This window comes from Desulfovibrio sp. TomC (assembly GCF_000801335.2).
Taxonomy (GTDB): domain Bacteria; phylum Desulfobacterota; class Desulfovibrionia; order Desulfovibrionales; family Desulfovibrionaceae; genus Solidesulfovibrio.
The window spans coordinates 68222-83072 of record NZ_JSEH01000005.1; the positions used below are offsets into that span (position 1 = coordinate 68222).

The window sequence follows — 14851 nt, forward strand, 5'->3', positions numbered from 1 at the left end:
CATGTCCATCCGCAAGCTTAAGCCCACGTCGGCCGGCCGCCGGTTCCAGACGGTCTCGACCTTCGAGGAAATCACCCGGACCGAGCCTGAAAAGTCCCTGTGCGAAGGCCTGCCGCATGCCTCCGGCCGCAACTGTTACGGTCGGATCACCTCGCGTCGGCGCGGGGGCGGCAACAAACGTTTGTACCGTATCATCGACTTCAAGCGTGATAAATTCGCCATCCCGGCCAAGGTCTTCTCTGTGGAGTATGACCCGAACCGTAGCGCCCGAATTGCGCTTTTGCATTACGCTGACGGTGAGAAACGTTACATTTTGGCTCCGGTTGGGATCAAGGTCGGCGATATGATCACGGCCGGCGACGGCGCTGACATCAAGCCCGGCAATGCCTTGCAGCTCAAAAAGATCCCGGTCGGCACCCTTTTGCACAACATTGAGCTCAATCCTGGCCGCGGCGGTCAGATGTGTCGGGCTGCCGGCACCTACGCCCAGCTCGTGGCCAAGGAAGGCAAGTACGCGCTGCTTCGTCTGCCCTCGGGCGAAGTCCGCAACGTGCTGGCCAGCTGCCTGGCCACGGTCGGCCAGGTCGGCAACGTGATGCACGAGAACATCTCCATCGGCAAGGCCGGGCGCAACCGCTGGCTTGGCAACCGCCCCAAGGTTCGCGGCGTGGCCATGAACCCGGTCGACCATCCCCTCGGCGGCGGCGAGGGCAAGAGCTCTGGCGGTCGTCACCCGGTCACTCCCTGGGGTAAGCCGACCAAGGGCTACAAGACCCGCAACAAGAAAAAGCCCTCGTCCAAGCTTATCGTCAAGCGGCGCGGACAAAAGTAAGAGGAAACGCCTATGCCTCGGTCGCTCAAAAAAGGTCCGTTCGTGGACGATCACCTTGAGAAGAAGGTCGCCTACGCCCTGGAGAACAAAGATCGGCGCGTGATCAAAACCTGGTCCCGTCGGTCCATGATCCTGCCTGAGATGGTGGGACTGACGTTCGCCGTGCATAACGGGAAAAAGTTCATTCCGGTTTTTGTTTCCGAGAACATGGTCGGCCACAAACTCGGCGAGTTTGCCCCCACGCGGACCTTCCACGGCCATGCCGCGGACAAGAAAAGCAAAGTGAAAAAGTAGTCGGGGAGCGTACCCCGTCGGGACAAAAACCATGGAAGCAAAAGCCATCGCCAGATACATCCGCGTGTCGCCCCAAAAGGCGCGGCTCGTAGCCGCCAATATCCTCGGCCGTCCGGTCGAGGAGGCCATGAACTTACTGAAGTTCACCCCCAAGAAATCGGCCAAGATCATCGGCAAGGTGCTCCACTCGGCCGTGGCCAACGCCGAGCAGATTTCCGGGGTGGATATCGACAACCTTACGGTCAAGCAGGTGATCGTCAATCCCGGGCCGACCCACAAGCGGATAATGACCCGCTCCATGGGACGCGCCTTCCGGATCGTCAAGCGCACGAGCCATATCACCGTTGTTGTGGCCGAGAATTAGGAGCGACACATGGGACAGAAAGTACATCCCTACGGATTTCGCCTCGGATACAACAAGAATTGGCTCTCCCGCTGGTTTTCCAAAAAGGATTATCCTGCGTTTGTCTTCGAGGACAGCAATATCCGTAAATTCGTGAAGAAGACCCTGTACCACGCCGGCATCTCGAAGATCGAGATCGAACGCGCCGGGGGCAAGATCCGGTTGATCATTCACACCGCCCGCCCCGGTATCGTCATCGGCCGCAAAGGTACGGAAATTGAGAAGGTTCGCGGCGATCTCAAGCAGCGTTTCGGTCGGGAGTTCACGGTGGAGGTCAATGAAATCCGCCGTCCCGAGATCGATTCCCAGCTGGTGGCCGAGAACATCGCCCTGCAACTCGAACGCCGCGTGGCCTTCCGCCGGGCCATGAAGCGCACCGTGGGCCTGTCCCGCAAATTCGGAGCCGAAGGCATCAAGGTTTCCTGCGCCGGCCGCTTGGCCGGAGCTGAAATCGCCCGCTCCGAGTGGTACCGCGACGGCCGGGTGCCTTTGCAGACCCTGCGCGCCGACATTGATTACGGCTATGCCATCGCCAAGACCACCTACGGCGTCATTGGGGTCAAGGTCTGGATTTTCAAAGGCGAGATTTTGGACCATGAGGTGGAAGCGTAATGTTGGCTCCCAAAAAAACCAAATTCCGGAAGATGCAAAAGGGCCGCCTGCGCGGTCCGGCCATTCGTGGCGCCAGCATCGACTTCGGTGAAATCGGCATCAAGGCGATGGAGCACGGCAAGCTCACCAGCCAGCAGATCGAGGCCGCCCGTGTCGCCATCATGCGCCACATCAAGCGCGGCGGCAAAGTCTGGATCCGGGTCTTCCCGGACCGGGTGCGCACTGAGAAGCCGGCTGAAGTCCGTCAGGGCAAAGGCAAAGGCTCGCCGGTCGGCTGGTTTGCTCCGGTCAAACCCGGCCGGGTGCTCTATGAGATCAAGGGCGTGGACATCGACACGGCCAAGGCGGCTTTGACCCGTGCCCAGCACAAGCTGCCCATCAAGACCAAGATCGTTGTCCGGGAGGGGTTCTAATATGAAGTCCACTGAACTGCGCGATCTGGACATCGATGCCCTGTCCAAGAAGCTTGGCGAGAGCCGCGAGGAACTCTTCAAGCTGCGTTTCCAGCATGCCACGGCCCAGCTGGAAAAAACCCACCGTCTGCGTCAGGTCCGCAAGGACATTGCCCGCATCCTTACGGTGCAAAACGACAAGAAGCGTCAAGGCTAATCGGGGATCACCATGGAAGAACATAAAAGCAATCGCCGGATGCTGACCGGTGTCGTGGTCTCCGACAAGGCCGACAAGACTATCGTGGTCATGGTCGAGACCCTGGTCAAGCATCCCTTGTACAAAAAGTACATCCGTCGCCGCAACAAGTTCATGGCCCACGATCCGCAAAACGATTGCGGCATCGGGGATACGGTCAGCATTATCGAGCATCGGCCGCTGTCCGCCCGCAAACGCTGGCATCTTGAAAAAATCATGGAAAAAGCGGTCTAGGAGCTCGACATGATTCAGGTTGAATCCAATCTCGACGTGGCGGACAATTCCGGCGCGAAACGAGTCTGCTGCATCAAGGTGCTGGGCGGCTCGCGCCGTCGGTACGCCTCGGTGGGCGACATCATTGTCGTGTCGGTAAAGGACGCCCTGCCCAATTCCAAAGTGAAGAAGGGCGCGGTGATGAAGGCTGTGGTTGTTCGGACCAAGAAGGAAGTCGGCCGGCCCGACGGTTCCTATATCAAGTTCGACTCCAATTCCGCCGTGCTTCTGTCGGCTTCCCTCGAGCCGGTCGGTACCCGTATCTTCGGACCGGTCGCGCGCGAACTGCGGCAGAAAAACTTCATGAAAATCGTGTCGCTGGCTCCCGAAGTCCTGTAGGACTTCTGCTCCCGCACATCGAGGACGACATGAAAACCTATCGGATTCGTAAAGATGACAAGGTGATGGTCACCACGGGCAAGGACAAGGGCAAAGTGGGGAAGATCTTGAAGATCCTGCCCAAGCGCAATGCCGTGCTGGTGGAAAAGGTGAACATGGTCAAGCGCCACACCAAGGCCAATCCCTACGCCAAAACCCCTGGCGGCATCATTGAAAAGGAAGCGCCCCTGGACATCTCCAACGTGGCTCTTCTGTGCGACGGTTGCGCCAAGCCGGCCAAGGTCGGCTACAAATACACCGCTGACGGCACCAAGGTGCGCTTCTGCAAGAAGTGCAACCACGAAATCGCCTAGCGTCAAAAGGAAACGGTATGACCCGCCTGGAACAAATCTATGCCGAGAAGGTAGCCCCGGATCTGAAAAAAGAGTTCGGGTACACCTCCAGCATGCAAATCCCCCGGCTTTCCTTTGTCTCGCTCAACATGGGTTTGGGTGAGGCGAGCAATAACAACAAGCTCATCGAGGAAGCCGTGGTCGAGCTGACTGCCATCGCTGGACAGAAGGCCGTGATCACACGGGCCCGCAAGTCCATCGCGGCCTTTAAGCTCCGGGAGGGCATGCCGGTGGGGTGCCGTGTGACCCTTCGCCGGGAGCGGATGTGGGATTTTCTGGACAAACTCATTAATTTTGCCCTGCCTCGGGTTCGGGACTTTCGCGGCGTGCCTGACCGCGGGTTCGACGGACGCGGCAACTTCACCCTCGGTATTCGGGAGCACAGCATTTTCCCGGAAATCAACGTGGATCGCGTCGAACACGTCAAGGGCATGAACGTCACCATCGTCACAACGGCCGGTGCCGACAAGGAGGGCAAAATGATGCTCGACCTGCTCGGAATGCCGTTTAAAAAGTAAGGAGAACGGCCGTGGCCCGTAAATCTTTGATGGTGAAAGCCAGCCGCAAACCGAAGTTTTCTACTCGGGGTTATAATCGTTGCCCCATTTGCGGTCGTCCCAGGGCGTTTCTTCGCAAGTTCGGCGTGTGCCGTATTTGTTTTCGTAACATGTCGCTGACCGGCGAAATGCCCGGCGTGCGCAAGTCGAGCTGGTAGCAAGGAGCAGGACGCCATGTCGGTGACCGATCCCATTTCCGATATGTTGACCCGCATTCGCAATGCCCATCGGGCCTTGCACGCGGATCTTTCGTTGCCCACTTCCAAACTGAAGTTTGCCATTGCCGGCATCCTGAAGGACGAAGGATACATCGGCGAATACGCCGTTGACGGGGCAGCCTTGAACATCAACCTTAAATACCATGGCGGGAAACCGATCATTTCGGGGCTCAAAAGGGTGAGCAAGCCTGGGCGTCGCGTCTACGTGCCGGCCGAGGCTATCCCCAAGGTCCAAAACGGCCTGGGCATCAGCATCCTGTCTACTTCCCGGGGTATCCTGGAAGGAGCCAAGGCTCGCGAGCTCAACGTTGGCGGCGAGCTCCTGTGCGAAATCTGGTAAGAAGACCCATCGCGGAGAAGATGTCATGTCCAGGATAGGAAAACGCGAAATCGAGCTGCCCGCCGGCGTGTCCGTCGAAGTGGCTTCCGAGGCGGTTATGGTCAAGGGTCCCAAGGGCCAGTTGTCCACGCCGACCCACCCCAAGATCACCTATGCCGTGGCCGACGGCAAGGTGCAGGTGGCCCGGGTAGATGATACCCGGATCGCCCGCGCCCAGCACGGCCTGCGCCGGACCCTGCTTGCCAACCTCGTTGAGGGTGTCAGCAAAGGGTTCTCCAAGACCCTCGAGGTCATCGGCGTGGGCTACAAGGTCGCAACCTCCGGAACCACGGTGTCGCTTGCCGTCGGGTTTTCCCACCCGGTGGAGTTCAAGCTGCCCGAGGGCGTCGAGGCCAAAGTCGAGGGCAGCAAGCTGACCTTGTCGGGTATCGACAAGGTGCTTATTGGCGAGACTGCCGCCCGTATCCGCCGCGTCCGGCCGCCTGAACCTTTCAAGGGCAAGGGCATCAAGTACGAAAACGAAGTCATTCGCCGCAAGGCCGGTAAGTCCGGCGGCAAGAAATAGGGGCTTGACAGATGAAGATGACCAAGACCCTGGCGCGAGCGCGTCGGAAAGTCCGCATCCGCAAGAAACTGGCCGGCACGGTTGCTCGCCCGAGGCTCGTCGTGTACCGGTCCAACCGGCACATCTATGCCCAGGTGATCGACGATCTGACCGGACAGACCATGGTGTCCTCCTCCAGTCTGACGCTTTTGAGGGGCGGCGAGGCGATCAAGGCCGACAAGGAAGCTGCTGCCAAGGTTGGTAAAGACCTGGCTGCCAAGGCCCTTGAACGCAACATCCAGACCGTTGTGTTTGACCGCAACGGCTACATCTACCATGGCAGGGTCCAAGCCCTTGCCGACGGAGCGCGGGATGGCGGCCTCAAATTCTAAACGCGTGAAGGAAGACGGCATGGACCAGCAGACCGATCTGTCTCAGATCGAAAAGATTGTGTATCTCAATCGCGTCGCCAAGGTCGTCAAAGGCGGCCGCCGGTTCAGCTTTAGCGCCCTGGTTGTCGTTGGCGACGGCAAAGGGTCGGTGGGCTACGGTTTGGGCAAGGCCAACGAAGTGCCGGAAGCCATCCGCAAGGCCACGGAACAGGCCAGAAAGTCCATGATCTGCGTGCCGCTGCTCGATGGCACGCTGCCCTATGAGACCCTGGGACAGTTCGGGGCCGGCCGGGTCATGCTCAAGCCCGCATCCAAGGGTACCGGCATCATCGCCGGCGGCCCGGTGCGCGCCATCATGGAGGCCTGCGGCGTCCATGACATCCTGACCAAGGCCATTGGCACCAACAACCCGCACAACGTTTTGCGCGCCACCATGGAAGGGCTGGCCTCGCTGCGCAGCGCCGACTCGGTCAGCGCCATGCGCGGCAAGGCGCTTTCCACGCCGCGCAAATAAGGATTGCATGCCATGGCAACCATCACTGTCAAGTTGACCAGAAGCCGCTACGGCAATACACCCAAGCAGCGGGGCACTCTGGCTTCCCTTGGGCTGAAAAAAATCCGGCAGGAACGTTCCTTCGAAAAAACCGACACCGTTGTCGGCATGATCGCGAAGGTCAAGCATCTCGTTGAGGTGACCGAGTCATGAAGCTCCACGAGCTCTACCCCTTTCCCGAAGAGCGGGTCGCCCGCAAGCGTCTCGGTCGTGGTCGGGCTTCCGGCTGGGGCTGCACTGCCGGCCGCGGCAACAAAGGCCAGAATTCCCGGGCCGGCGCCAAGCACCGCGCCTGGTTTGAAGGCGGCCAGATGCCGATCGCCCGCCGTCTGCCCAAGCGCGGCTTTAAGAACTATCCTTTCCGGATTATCTTTCAGCCGTTGAACCTGGACCGCCTGCTGGCCTCCTTTGACGGCAAGGACTCCATCACTCTCGACGATATCTATGATCGCGGTCTGGCTCCGGCCGGCGCCCTGATCAAGATCTTGAGCGACGGTGAAGTCTCGGTTGCCGTGACGGTTGAAGCCCACAAGTTCAGCGCCAAGGCTGCTGCCAAAATCACTGCCGCCGGCGGCAAGGTCATTGCCCTGGGAACGCCCGAGGCCCTGGCCGAAACCCCTACTGAATAAACGGAAGTTGCTGTGGCCCTTACTGGAGTAGAGAATCTGGCCCGTCTGCCGGAGCTGAAAAAAAAGCTCCTTTGGACTTTCCTGCTTGTGGCCGTCTACCGCATCGGCGTGCACGTGCCTGTGCCCGGCGTGGATTCGGCCGCCCTGGCCGATTTCTTCGAAAGTGCCAAGAATACCCTTTTTGGCCTTTTCGACATGTTCTCCGGCGGAGGGCTGCGCAACCTTTCCATCTTCGCCCTGGGAATCATGCCCTACATCTCTTCCTCCATCATCATCCAGCTCCTGACTGTCGTCAGCCCGGAGCTGGCCAAGATGCAGAAAGAGGAGGGGGCGGCCGGACGCAAGAAGATCACGGAGTACACCCGCTACGGCACGGTGCTCATCACGGTGATCCAGGGCTTCGGCATTGCCGTGGGCCTGGAAAGCATGGCCAGTCCCACAGGGGCGCCGGTGGTGCTTGTCGCTGGCTGGGGCTTTCGCCTCATGACCATTGTGACGCTTACCGCCGGGACGGTTTTCCTCATGTGGCTGGGTGAACAACTCACCGAGCGCGGCATTGGCAATGGCATTTCGCTGATCATTTATTCTGGTATCGTGGCTGGCCTCCCCCGGGCGGTGCTGTCCACCTTTGACCTGCTCAAGGCTGGCGAGCTTTCGCCGCTCATGCTGCTCCTCATCGTCGCCTTGATGCTTGCCGTCCTGGTGGCCATCGTGTTTATGGAACGGGGACAGCGGCGAATTCCCATACAATACGCCAAGCGCATGGTCGGTCGGAAGATGTACGGCGGCCAGACCACCCATCTGCCGCTGCGGGTCAATACGGCTGGAGTCATTCCACCGATCTTCGCCTCGTCGATTCTGCTTTTCCCGGCGACCCTCGGCGAGTTCTCCAGTATTCCGTGGCTGAAGACCGTGGCTGCTTTTTTCAGCCCCCAGACGATAACCTACAACGTCATCTTTGTGGCCCTGATTGTGTTCTTCTGCTATTTCTATACGGCCATCATCTTTGATCCGGCCGATATTGCCGAGAACATTCGCAAGCAGGGTGGTTTTATCCCCGGCATCCGGCCTGGGATCAAGACCAAGGAATACATCGACAAGGTGCTTGTGCGCATTACCCTGTGGGGGTCGATGTACATCTCTATCGTCTGTGTGTTGCCCATGATGTTGATCCAGCAGTTCAACGTACCCTTCTATTTCGGCGGTACGTCGCTTCTGATTGTCGTGGGCGTGGCCATGGATTTCATGTCCCAGATCGAGTCGTATCTTATCTCCCGTCAGTATGAAGGTCTCATGCAGAAGGGGAGAATCAAGGGTAGGCAGTAGATTTGAAAAAGGTCAGGGGAATCTTCCTCAAAAACGACCTTGAGCTGGCTTCCATGCGGGAAGCCTGCCGCATCGTGGCAGTGATCCTGCGCGATTTGTCGGAAGCGGTCAAACCGGGAGTGCAAACAAAGGTTTTTGAAGCGTTGGCGCGTAAGCGCTGTGCGGACTTCAAGGTCAAGCCTGGTTTTCTCGGTATGTATGGGTTTCCGTTTGCACTGTGTTGTTCGGTCAATGAAGAGGTTGTCCATGGGTTCCCTTCTGAACGCGTGCTGGTGGAAGGGGATTTAGTCAGTTTTGACATGGGCGTGGTCTATGACGGTTTTTACGGGGATGCGGCCACGACGGTTCCGGTCGGGACCATCAACAGCGATCAGGCGGCGCTTTTACAGGTGACGCAGGAATCCCTGGCCAAGGGCATCGCCGAGGCCAAAGCCGGCAATGACCTCTATGACATTTCGCGGGCCGTGCAAAAACATGTTGAAGGCCATGGCCTAAGTGTAGTAAGACGGTTCGTTGGTCACGGCATCGGGAGAAAGCTCCATGAAAAGCCCGAAATTCCCAATTTCGAGCCCAAGGACGCTCCCCGCATCCCGCTGCTCCCGGGAATGGTGCTCGCCATCGAACCCATGGTGACGGCAGGCGGGCCTGACGTCGAGGTTCTGTCCGATAATTGGACAGCCGTGACCAAGGACCGCAGCCTGTCCGCGCATTTCGAGCATACGGTGGCTGTGACCAAAAACGGTCCTCGGATTTTAAGCCTGGCTGAATGACGCGACCGGTGCCCGGGCGGCATCGGTCGTTTCCGTCGCCAGGAGACGGAGAGACGACATGAAAGTTAGACCTTCGGTGAAAAAGCTTTGTCCTAAGTGCAAAATCATCCGGCGTCACGGCGTTGTGCGGGTGATCTGCGATAACCCCCGGCACAAGCAGCGTCAGGGATAACGGAGGAACGTCGTGGCCAGAATCGCGGGAGTCGACCTTCCCAAAAATAAGCGGATGGATATTGCGCTGACCTACATCTTCGGCATCGGCCGGACTACGGCTCTGCGCATTCTCGAAGTCACCGGTGTTGATTGGACGAAAAATTCCGATGCCCTGACTTCCGAGGAAACCAACACCATCCGTAAGGAAATTGAAGCCAACCACAAGGTCGAGGGCGATCTGCGGCGTGAAGTCACCGCCAGCATCAAACGCCTCATGGACATCGGCTGCTACCGTGGTTTGCGTCACCGTCGCGGGCTTCCCTGCCGCGGACAGCGCACCCACACCAATTCGCGTACCCGCAAGGGGCCGCGTCGCGGCGTGATGGCCAAGAAGAAGAAGTAACCTTCTGCTGGCGCGCGCCTCGCGCCGCAGACAACACGGCAACATGCCCGAACAGGGCTTTTTGGAGATACGCGTATGGCGAAGCCACGCCGCACCGGCAAAAAGGAACGCAAGAACATTCCCGTGGGCGTCGCCCACATTCAGGCCACGTTCAACAATACCATCGTGACCTTCACCGATCAGAAGGGCAACGTGGTCAGCTGGGCCACCTCCGGTGGGGCAGGCTTCAAGGGGTCGCGCAAGTCCACCCCGTTTGCCGCCCAGGTTGCCGCCGAGAACGCCGCGCGCAAGGCCCAGGAAAACGGGATGCGCACTGTGGGTGTTCTGGTCAAGGGACCCGGCTCCGGCCGGGAGGCCGCCATGCGCGCCATCCACAACGCTGGTTTCAAGATCAGCTTCATCCGCGACATTACGCCCATCCCCCACAATGGATGCCGTCCGCCCAAGCGGCGTCGTGTCTAGGTTGGGACGATTGGCCAGCGGCTTTGGCCGCTTGGCGGCATAGCGGTATTTTACGACCAGGCCTCTCTCCGAGGCCTGGATCATTATTCGGTCCCACCCGGCGCGCACTGCGCCGGAGGATCGGACACCCGCAGGGAACACACCCCCGGACTCGACCGGTTGCCCTGCGGTACATCGAGGAGGAACGACCTTGGCACGTTATACTGAAGCGAAATGCCGGATTTGCCGCCGGGAAGGGGCCAAGCTGTTTTTGAAGGGCGATCGCTGTTACACCGATAAGTGCGCCTACGAGCGCCGCCCCTACGCCCCTGGACAGCACGGCCGCATCCGCAAAAAGATGAGCGATTACGCCGTCCAGCTGCGCGAGAAGCAAAAGACCCGTAAAATGTACGGCATTCTTGAAGAACAGTTCCGCGACTACTTCAAGCGCGCCGACATGAAGAAGGGCGTCACCGGCGAAAACCTGCTCTCCTCCCTGGAGCGCCGTCTGGACAACACGATCTACCGCCTCGGCTTCGCCACCTCGCGCGCCCAGGCCCGCCAGCTCGTGCGTCACGGCCTCTTTACCCTGAACGGCCGCCGCGTGAACATCCCTTCGCTGCAGGTCAAAGTCGGCGACGTGCTTGAAGTTCGCGAGCGCAACCGGCAGTCCCCCATTATCCAGGAAGCCCAGCAGGTCATCGCCCGCCGTGGTTGCCCGGCTTGGCTCGAAGTGGAAGGCGACAAGCTCAAGGGCAAAGTCATCGCGCTGCCCACCCGCGAGGACGTGCAGTTCCCGATCAACGAGCAGCTCATCGTTGAGCTTTACTCCAAGTAATCGGCAAAGACCCTTTGCCTAAGGTGACGCCATGTTGACTCGTAACGGCCAAAGGCTCATCAACTCCCGCAACTGGACCGAACTGGTGAAGCCCGAAGTCCTGGAAAAGGACTCCACTTCCACCAATATGTTCGGACGGTTCGTGTGCGAGCCCCTGGAACGCGGGTTCGGCACGACGCTTGGCAACGCCCTGCGTCGTGTCCTCCTGTCGTCCCTGCAGGGCGCGGCCATTGTCGCCGCCCGCATCGAGGGCGTGCAGCACGAATTCTCCACTATTCCGGGAGTCATTGAGGATGTCACTGAGATCATCCTCAACCTCAAGCAGGTCCGGCTGGCCATGGCCACCGACGAGCCCCAGCGGCTTACCCTGTTCGCCAAGGAAAAGGGCGAAGTTCGGGCCAGCGCCATCCAGGGCAACCATAACGTCTCCGTTTTGAGCGAAGACGTGCTGATCGCCACGCTTTCCGAAGACCGCGATTTTCGCATCGATCTCGAAGTGCGCATGGGCAAGGGCTACGTCCCGGCTGACGTGCATGAAGGGCTCGAATCCGAAATCGGCCTGATTCTCCTCGATGCGAGCTTCTCGCCTGTCAAGAAGGTGGCCTACACCATCGAGCAGGCCCGTGTCGGTCAGATGACCAACTATGACAAGCTCGTGCTGGAAGTCACCACGGACGGCTCCATTGCCCCCGAGGACGCCATTTCCTACAGCGCCAAGATCCTCAAGGATCAGCTCACGGTCTTCATCAATTTCGACGAAAAGGAATCCGAGGCGGAGAAGAATCGACGTCGTGACGACATCGAGCTCAATCCCAGCCTCTTTAAGAGCATTGATGAGCTTGAGCTTTCGGTGCGCGCCACCAACTGCCTCAAGTCCGCCAACATCCAGACCGTTGGCGAGTTGATGCAGAAAACCGAACACGAGATGCTCAAAACCAAGAACTTCGGCAAGAAATCCCTTGAGGAAATCCGCCGGGTTCTGGAAGATATGGGACTCGAATTCGGAATGCGCATCGAGAACTTTGAGCAAAAATACCAGGAATGGCTGAAGAGGAAGCAGGCCGATGAGACATAAAAAATCCGGACGCAAACTTGGCAGGACCGCCGCTCACCGTAAAGCCATGCTGCGCAATATGGCCCGTTCGCTGCTGGTCCACGAGCGGATCCGCACCACCGAACACAAGGCCAAGGAACTTCGCGGCGTTGTTGAAAACCTTGTGACCCTGGCCCAGACCGACAGCGTGCACGCTCGCCGCATGGCCTACAAGGTTCTTGAAAACCACCAGCTCGTGGCCCGCCTCTTTGACGAGATTGGTCCCCGTTTTCAGGGCCAGCCCGGCGGGTTCACCCGCGTGGTCAAGATGGGATTGCCCCGGGCCGGCGACTGCGCCCCCATGGCCGTCATTGAGTTGACCAAACAGGCTGGCGAAACCGCAGCCGCTCCCAAGGCCGAAGGAGCCCAGGCTGCTCCTGCCGAGGCTTAATTCCCGCATCACAAGCAGGGCCATCCGGCCCTGCTTTTTTTTTGGGAAAACATATAGCTTTTATCTATAGGGCATATCCGAGTTATGGATGTACGCAGGCTTCACGCCTTTGCCAAAGTATATGAGTTGCGCAGTTTCTCCAGGGCTGGCGAAGAGCTGTTGCTGTCCCAGCCGACCATCAGCGCGCATATCTCCGCTCTGGAAGATGAACTCGACACCCAGCTCTTCGACCGGCTCGGGCGCACGGTCCTGCCGACCCAGGCCGGGGACGTGCTGTATCGGTATTGCACCACCATTTTCACCCAGCTCGACCACGCCAAGGCCGACATCATGGCTTTGTCCCAGCGGGTGGCCGGGGAACTGGTGATCGGCGGCAGCACCATTCCCGCCCACTACATCATCCCAAGGCTCATTGCCCGGTATGCTGCCGCCTATCCCGAGGTGCGCCTTGACCTGACCGGCGGCGACACCAGCGAAATCGCCCAAAAGGTGGCCGAAGGGACCGTCCATGTGGGCATTATTGGCGCGCCCGCACCCTATCCGGAACTGGTCAGTCTGCCGTTTCTCGACGATTCCCTGGTGTTGGTAGCCCCAACCAATCTCCCGCCTGTCAGCCTGGACGGGCCTGGCTGGCAGGACCGGTTGAGTCAACTGCCCTGGATCATGCGGGAACAGGGATCGGGAACGCGGCAGACCCTGGACGCCGCCTTGGCCAGGGCCGGCATTGAAATGCGTATGATTGCCCCGGTCCTTGTTGTCCACACCTCCCTGGCCGTGCTGGAGTGCGTCGAAGCTGGCCTGGGCGTAGCCGCTGTTTCCACGCTGGCGGCCCGCTCCTATCTGGAACGGGGCGGGGTGGTTGGCCTGGATGTGCCTGGACTGGATATGCGCCGAAGTTTTTACGTGGTCCATCACGGCAAGCGCTACCTCTTTCCAGCCTTGCGCTATTTCCTCAAGACCTGCGGCTGCGTCTGATTTTTCCGCTTTTTCAAGGCCGTCCACTGTGCCCGGGGCAGTCAGTAAAGCGTATGCCGCCCAGTGCGATTAGGGCTGGCGCCTGTTCACGGCTCTTCCACCGCAAGAGGGCTTTTTCGCGACACTGCCTCCTGAGCAACAATACAAGGCCTGCCCCGGGATTCCGGGACAGGCCTTGTGTGTTGCGGTCAGTCTGGCTGTGTCGCGGTTTTTATTAACCGCCGATCAGCTGCATAGCCATCTTGGGCAGGGAGTTGGCCTGGGAGAGCATGGCAATGGCGGACTGGGTCAGGATCTGTTCACGGACGAACTGGGTCATTTCCGTGGCCACATCCACGTCCGAGATCTGCGATTCAGCGGCCTGCAGGTTTTCACCCTGGATCTGCAGGTTGGAGATGGTGTTTTCCAGCCGGTTCTGCAGAGCACCCAGGTTGGCGCGGATCTTATCCTTGGAGACAATGGCGCTCTTGATCGCGTCCAGGGACTTCTGAGCCAGTTCCTGGGTGGAAATGCTGCGTCCCTTCGCCGAGCTGCTCGCGCCGATGCCAACACCAAGGGCCGAAGCAGTGGAGGTGCCGATCTGGACGTAGTAGTAGTCTTCGGCCGAGTTGTTGCCGGAACCGAAATGCACCTTGAGCTTGCCTGTGGCGTTCAGACCGGCGCCGCTGTGGGTGCTCCCGGAAAGGTTGCCGTTGAGCAGGTAGATGCCGTTGAAATCCGTGGCATTGGCGATTCGGGTAATTTCCGAAGCCATGGCCTGGTATTCCGAGTCGATGATCAGACGCTGATCCGAGGTGTAGGTACCGGTGGAAGCCTGTTCGGCCAGTTCCTTCATGCGGATGAGCTTTTCGTCGACGACCTGAAGCGCGCCGTCTGCGGTCTGAATCATCGAAATGGCGTCGTTGGCGTTGCGGACACCTTGGTTGATGGAGGCAATATCGGAGCGCATGAGTTCGCGAATGGCCAAACCGGCCGCGTCGTCAGCAGCGGTATTGATACGAAGACCGGAAGACAGTCGGGACGTCGAAGTAGCGAGCTGGCCGTAAGAGTTTGAAAGGTTGCGCGACGCATTCATGGCCATCATATTGTGATTGATAACGAGTGACATGGCTTTTCCTCCGTGAAAAGTTTGTGCATCCAGCTGGTTTCCCATGGTGGCGAGAGGGTCGCCGGTAGCATGGGGTGTTGATTATCGGTCTATGGCTTTCGCCGACCTGCTCCGTATTAATGATTGTATGGTAAGCCTCCTATGCCGGTAAATCTTGTAAGCGGCTTTGCTTTCATTCGCTGCTGCTTTGACCCACTTATCGGCCCATGGTGAAAACCCTTTAGTCAAATAATTTTTATTTTTCTCAAAATTTTGGCCTAAAAAAACCGAGCAACCGCCATTTCAGGCCGGTTGCTCGGTTTTTTGTTTCGCTGTGGCTGTGGTATT

General features: G+C 59.0%; 27 protein-coding genes. 26 read left to right on the plus strand and 1 reads right to left on the minus strand.

Annotated elements, in window-relative coordinates; all coding sequences use genetic code 11:
* The first annotated feature begins 1 nt into the window (after position 1).
* The 26 genes from rplB (at position 2) to NY78_RS06245 (ending at position 13416) form a co-directional block, all read left to right on the plus strand.
* The gene (gene rplB, locus NY78_RS06130; RefSeq protein ID WP_043633105.1) at positions 2 to 832 is read left to right on the plus strand and encodes a 50S ribosomal protein L2; all 831 of its coding nucleotides are present in this window, start codon (positions 2 to 4) and stop codon (positions 830 to 832) included.
* 12 nt (positions 833 to 844) lie between these two features.
* Positions 845 to 1126 carry a 30S ribosomal protein S19 gene (gene rpsS, locus NY78_RS06135; RefSeq protein WP_006920471.1) on the plus strand — a complete coding sequence of 94 codons (282 nt, stop codon included), beginning with the start codon at positions 845 to 847 and terminating at the stop codon, positions 1124 to 1126.
* Between the two features lie 31 nt (positions 1127 to 1157).
* A complete protein-coding gene (rplV, locus tag NY78_RS06140; RefSeq protein ID WP_043633109.1) occupies positions 1158 to 1490 on the plus strand; it encodes a 50S ribosomal protein L22 in 333 nt (110 codons plus the stop codon).
* 9 nt (positions 1491 to 1499) lie between these two features.
* On the plus strand, positions 1500 to 2141 hold the full coding sequence (rpsC, locus tag NY78_RS06145) for a 30S ribosomal protein S3 (protein WP_043633110.1): 642 nt from the start codon (positions 1500 to 1502) through the stop codon (positions 2139 to 2141).
* Positions 2141 to 2554, plus strand: coding sequence for a 50S ribosomal protein L16 (gene rplP, locus NY78_RS06150; protein ID WP_043633112.1), 414 nt, complete (start codon positions 2141 to 2143; stop codon positions 2552 to 2554). The genes rpsC and rplP overlap by 1 nt, the downstream gene beginning before the upstream one ends.
* A gap of 1 nt (position 2555) precedes the next feature.
* On the plus strand, positions 2556 to 2750 hold the full coding sequence (gene rpmC / locus NY78_RS06155) for a 50S ribosomal protein L29 (protein WP_043633114.1): 195 nt from the start codon (positions 2556 to 2558) through the stop codon (positions 2748 to 2750).
* A gap of 12 nt (positions 2751 to 2762) precedes the next feature.
* Positions 2763 to 3023, plus strand: a complete 261-nt coding sequence (gene rpsQ, locus NY78_RS06160; protein ID WP_043633118.1) for a 30S ribosomal protein S17 — start codon at positions 2763 to 2765, stop codon at positions 3021 to 3023.
* Between the two features lie 9 nt (positions 3024 to 3032).
* Complete coding sequence (gene rplN / locus NY78_RS06165) at positions 3033 to 3401, plus strand: 50S ribosomal protein L14 (RefSeq protein ID WP_043633119.1); 369 nt, start codon at positions 3033 to 3035, stop codon at positions 3399 to 3401.
* A 29-nt stretch (positions 3402 to 3430) separates the two neighbouring features.
* Entirely contained in the window at positions 3431 to 3754 is a 324-nt protein-coding gene (gene rplX, locus NY78_RS06170) for a 50S ribosomal protein L24 (protein ID WP_024825647.1), read from the plus strand.
* A 17-nt stretch (positions 3755 to 3771) separates the two neighbouring features.
* Positions 3772 to 4311: a 50S ribosomal protein L5 gene (gene rplE / locus NY78_RS06175; protein WP_043633123.1), complete on the plus strand. Its 540-nt coding sequence runs from the start codon at positions 3772 to 3774 to the stop codon at positions 4309 to 4311.
* An 11-nt stretch (positions 4312 to 4322) separates the two neighbouring features.
* Positions 4323 to 4508 (plus strand): type Z 30S ribosomal protein S14, encoded by a 186-nt coding sequence (locus NY78_RS23520; RefSeq protein ID WP_075354031.1) that lies wholly within the window; start codon positions 4323 to 4325, stop codon positions 4506 to 4508.
* A gap of 16 nt (positions 4509 to 4524) precedes the next feature.
* Entirely contained in the window at positions 4525 to 4908 is a 384-nt protein-coding gene (gene rpsH, locus NY78_RS06180) for a 30S ribosomal protein S8 (RefSeq protein WP_043633125.1), read from the plus strand.
* A 25-nt stretch (positions 4909 to 4933) separates the two neighbouring features.
* The gene (rplF, locus tag NY78_RS06185) at positions 4934 to 5473 is read left to right on the plus strand and encodes a 50S ribosomal protein L6 (protein ID WP_043633129.1); all 540 of its coding nucleotides are present in this window, start codon (positions 4934 to 4936) and stop codon (positions 5471 to 5473) included.
* An 11-nt stretch (positions 5474 to 5484) separates the two neighbouring features.
* Positions 5485 to 5844, plus strand: a complete 360-nt coding sequence (gene rplR / locus NY78_RS06190; protein WP_043633131.1) for a 50S ribosomal protein L18 — start codon at positions 5485 to 5487, stop codon at positions 5842 to 5844.
* 19 nt (positions 5845 to 5863) lie between these two features.
* Positions 5864 to 6358 carry a 30S ribosomal protein S5 gene (gene rpsE, locus NY78_RS06195; RefSeq protein WP_043633133.1) on the plus strand — a complete coding sequence of 165 codons (495 nt, stop codon included), beginning with the start codon at positions 5864 to 5866 and terminating at the stop codon, positions 6356 to 6358.
* A 12-nt stretch (positions 6359 to 6370) separates the two neighbouring features.
* On the plus strand, positions 6371 to 6550 hold the full coding sequence (gene rpmD / locus NY78_RS06200; RefSeq protein ID WP_043633136.1) for a 50S ribosomal protein L30: 180 nt from the start codon (positions 6371 to 6373) through the stop codon (positions 6548 to 6550).
* The gene (gene rplO / locus NY78_RS06205) at positions 6547 to 7026 is read left to right on the plus strand and encodes a 50S ribosomal protein L15 (RefSeq protein ID WP_043633137.1); all 480 of its coding nucleotides are present in this window, start codon (positions 6547 to 6549) and stop codon (positions 7024 to 7026) included. The genes rpmD and rplO overlap by 4 nt, the downstream gene beginning before the upstream one ends.
* A 12-nt stretch (positions 7027 to 7038) precedes the next feature.
* Positions 7039 to 8352, plus strand: a complete 1314-nt coding sequence (secY, locus tag NY78_RS06210; RefSeq protein ID WP_043633140.1) for a preprotein translocase subunit SecY — start codon at positions 7039 to 7041, stop codon at positions 8350 to 8352.
* A gap of 2 nt (positions 8353 to 8354) precedes the next feature.
* Positions 8355 to 9122 (plus strand): type I methionyl aminopeptidase, encoded by a 768-nt coding sequence (gene map, locus NY78_RS06215; RefSeq protein WP_043633141.1) that lies wholly within the window; start codon positions 8355 to 8357, stop codon positions 9120 to 9122.
* Positions 9123 to 9180: 58 nt separating this feature from the next.
* A complete protein-coding gene (rpmJ, locus tag NY78_RS23525; protein ID WP_015859948.1) occupies positions 9181 to 9294 on the plus strand; it encodes a 50S ribosomal protein L36 in 114 nt (37 codons plus the stop codon).
* A gap of 12 nt (positions 9295 to 9306) precedes the next feature.
* On the plus strand, positions 9307 to 9678 hold the full coding sequence (gene rpsM / locus NY78_RS06220; RefSeq protein WP_043633143.1) for a 30S ribosomal protein S13: 372 nt from the start codon (positions 9307 to 9309) through the stop codon (positions 9676 to 9678).
* A gap of 75 nt (positions 9679 to 9753) precedes the next feature.
* Positions 9754 to 10140 (plus strand): 30S ribosomal protein S11, encoded by a 387-nt coding sequence (gene rpsK, locus NY78_RS06225; protein WP_024825658.1) that lies wholly within the window; start codon positions 9754 to 9756, stop codon positions 10138 to 10140.
* A 190-nt stretch (positions 10141 to 10330) separates the two neighbouring features.
* Positions 10331 to 10957 (plus strand): 30S ribosomal protein S4, encoded by a 627-nt coding sequence (gene rpsD / locus NY78_RS06230; RefSeq protein WP_043633144.1) that lies wholly within the window; start codon positions 10331 to 10333, stop codon positions 10955 to 10957.
* 31 nt (positions 10958 to 10988) lie between these two features.
* Positions 10989 to 12032 (plus strand): DNA-directed RNA polymerase subunit alpha, encoded by a 1044-nt coding sequence (locus tag NY78_RS06235; protein WP_043633146.1) that lies wholly within the window; start codon positions 10989 to 10991, stop codon positions 12030 to 12032.
* The gene (rplQ, locus tag NY78_RS06240; protein WP_043633148.1) at positions 12022 to 12441 is read left to right on the plus strand and encodes a 50S ribosomal protein L17; all 420 of its coding nucleotides are present in this window, start codon (positions 12022 to 12024) and stop codon (positions 12439 to 12441) included. The genes NY78_RS06235 and rplQ overlap by 11 nt, the downstream gene beginning before the upstream one ends.
* Positions 12442 to 12525: 84 nt before the next feature.
* Entirely contained in the window at positions 12526 to 13416 is an 891-nt protein-coding gene (locus NY78_RS06245) for a selenium metabolism-associated LysR family transcriptional regulator (protein ID WP_043633149.1), read from the plus strand.
* 214 nt (positions 13417 to 13630) lie between these two features.
* Here NY78_RS06245 and NY78_RS06250 read toward each other — a convergent pair whose 3' ends face one another.
* On the minus strand, positions 13631 to 14524 hold the full coding sequence (locus tag NY78_RS06250; protein WP_043633152.1) for a flagellin N-terminal helical domain-containing protein: 894 nt from the start codon (positions 14522 to 14524) through the stop codon (positions 13631 to 13633).
* Between the last annotated feature and the right edge of the window lie 327 nt (positions 14525 to 14851).

Coding starts and splice junctions, on each gene's coding strand:
- rplE (WP_043633123.1), top strand. CDS start 3,772: ATGACCCGCCTGGAACAAATCTATGCCGAGAAGGTAGCCCCGGATCTG.
- rpsC (WP_043633110.1), top strand. CDS start 1,500: ATGGGACAGAAAGTACATCCCTACGGATTTCGCCTCGGATACAACAAG.
- rplV (WP_043633109.1), top strand. CDS start 1,158: ATGGAAGCAAAAGCCATCGCCAGATACATCCGCGTGTCGCCCCAAAAG.
- rpsK (WP_024825658.1), top strand. CDS start 9,754: ATGGCGAAGCCACGCCGCACCGGCAAAAAGGAACGCAAGAACATTCCC.
- rplO (WP_043633137.1), top strand. CDS start 6,547: ATGAAGCTCCACGAGCTCTACCCCTTTCCCGAAGAGCGGGTCGCCCGC.
- NY78_RS06250 (WP_043633152.1), bottom strand. CDS start 14,524: ATGTCACTCGTTATCAATCACAATATGATGGCCATGAATGCGTCGCGC.
- rplB (WP_043633105.1), top strand. CDS start 2: ATGTCCATCCGCAAGCTTAAGCCCACGTCGGCCGGCCGCCGGTTCCAG.
- rpsS (WP_006920471.1), top strand. CDS start 845: ATGCCTCGGTCGCTCAAAAAAGGTCCGTTCGTGGACGATCACCTTGAG.
- rpmC (WP_043633114.1), top strand. CDS start 2,556: ATGAAGTCCACTGAACTGCGCGATCTGGACATCGATGCCCTGTCCAAG.
- rpsQ (WP_043633118.1), top strand. CDS start 2,763: ATGGAAGAACATAAAAGCAATCGCCGGATGCTGACCGGTGTCGTGGTC.
- rpmD (WP_043633136.1), top strand. CDS start 6,371: ATGGCAACCATCACTGTCAAGTTGACCAGAAGCCGCTACGGCAATACA.
- NY78_RS06245 (WP_043633149.1), top strand. CDS start 12,526: ATGGATGTACGCAGGCTTCACGCCTTTGCCAAAGTATATGAGTTGCGC.
- rplF (WP_043633129.1), top strand. CDS start 4,934: ATGTCCAGGATAGGAAAACGCGAAATCGAGCTGCCCGCCGGCGTGTCC.
- NY78_RS06235 (WP_043633146.1), top strand. CDS start 10,989: ATGTTGACTCGTAACGGCCAAAGGCTCATCAACTCCCGCAACTGGACC.
- rpsE (WP_043633133.1), top strand. CDS start 5,864: ATGGACCAGCAGACCGATCTGTCTCAGATCGAAAAGATTGTGTATCTC.
- rplX (WP_024825647.1), top strand. CDS start 3,431: ATGAAAACCTATCGGATTCGTAAAGATGACAAGGTGATGGTCACCACG.
- rplP (WP_043633112.1), top strand. CDS start 2,141: ATGTTGGCTCCCAAAAAAACCAAATTCCGGAAGATGCAAAAGGGCCGC.
- rplR (WP_043633131.1), top strand. CDS start 5,485: ATGAAGATGACCAAGACCCTGGCGCGAGCGCGTCGGAAAGTCCGCATC.
- rpmJ (WP_015859948.1), top strand. CDS start 9,181: ATGAAAGTTAGACCTTCGGTGAAAAAGCTTTGTCCTAAGTGCAAAATC.
- rpsH (WP_043633125.1), top strand. CDS start 4,525: ATGTCGGTGACCGATCCCATTTCCGATATGTTGACCCGCATTCGCAAT.
- rplQ (WP_043633148.1), top strand. CDS start 12,022: ATGAGACATAAAAAATCCGGACGCAAACTTGGCAGGACCGCCGCTCAC.
- rplN (WP_043633119.1), top strand. CDS start 3,033: ATGATTCAGGTTGAATCCAATCTCGACGTGGCGGACAATTCCGGCGCG.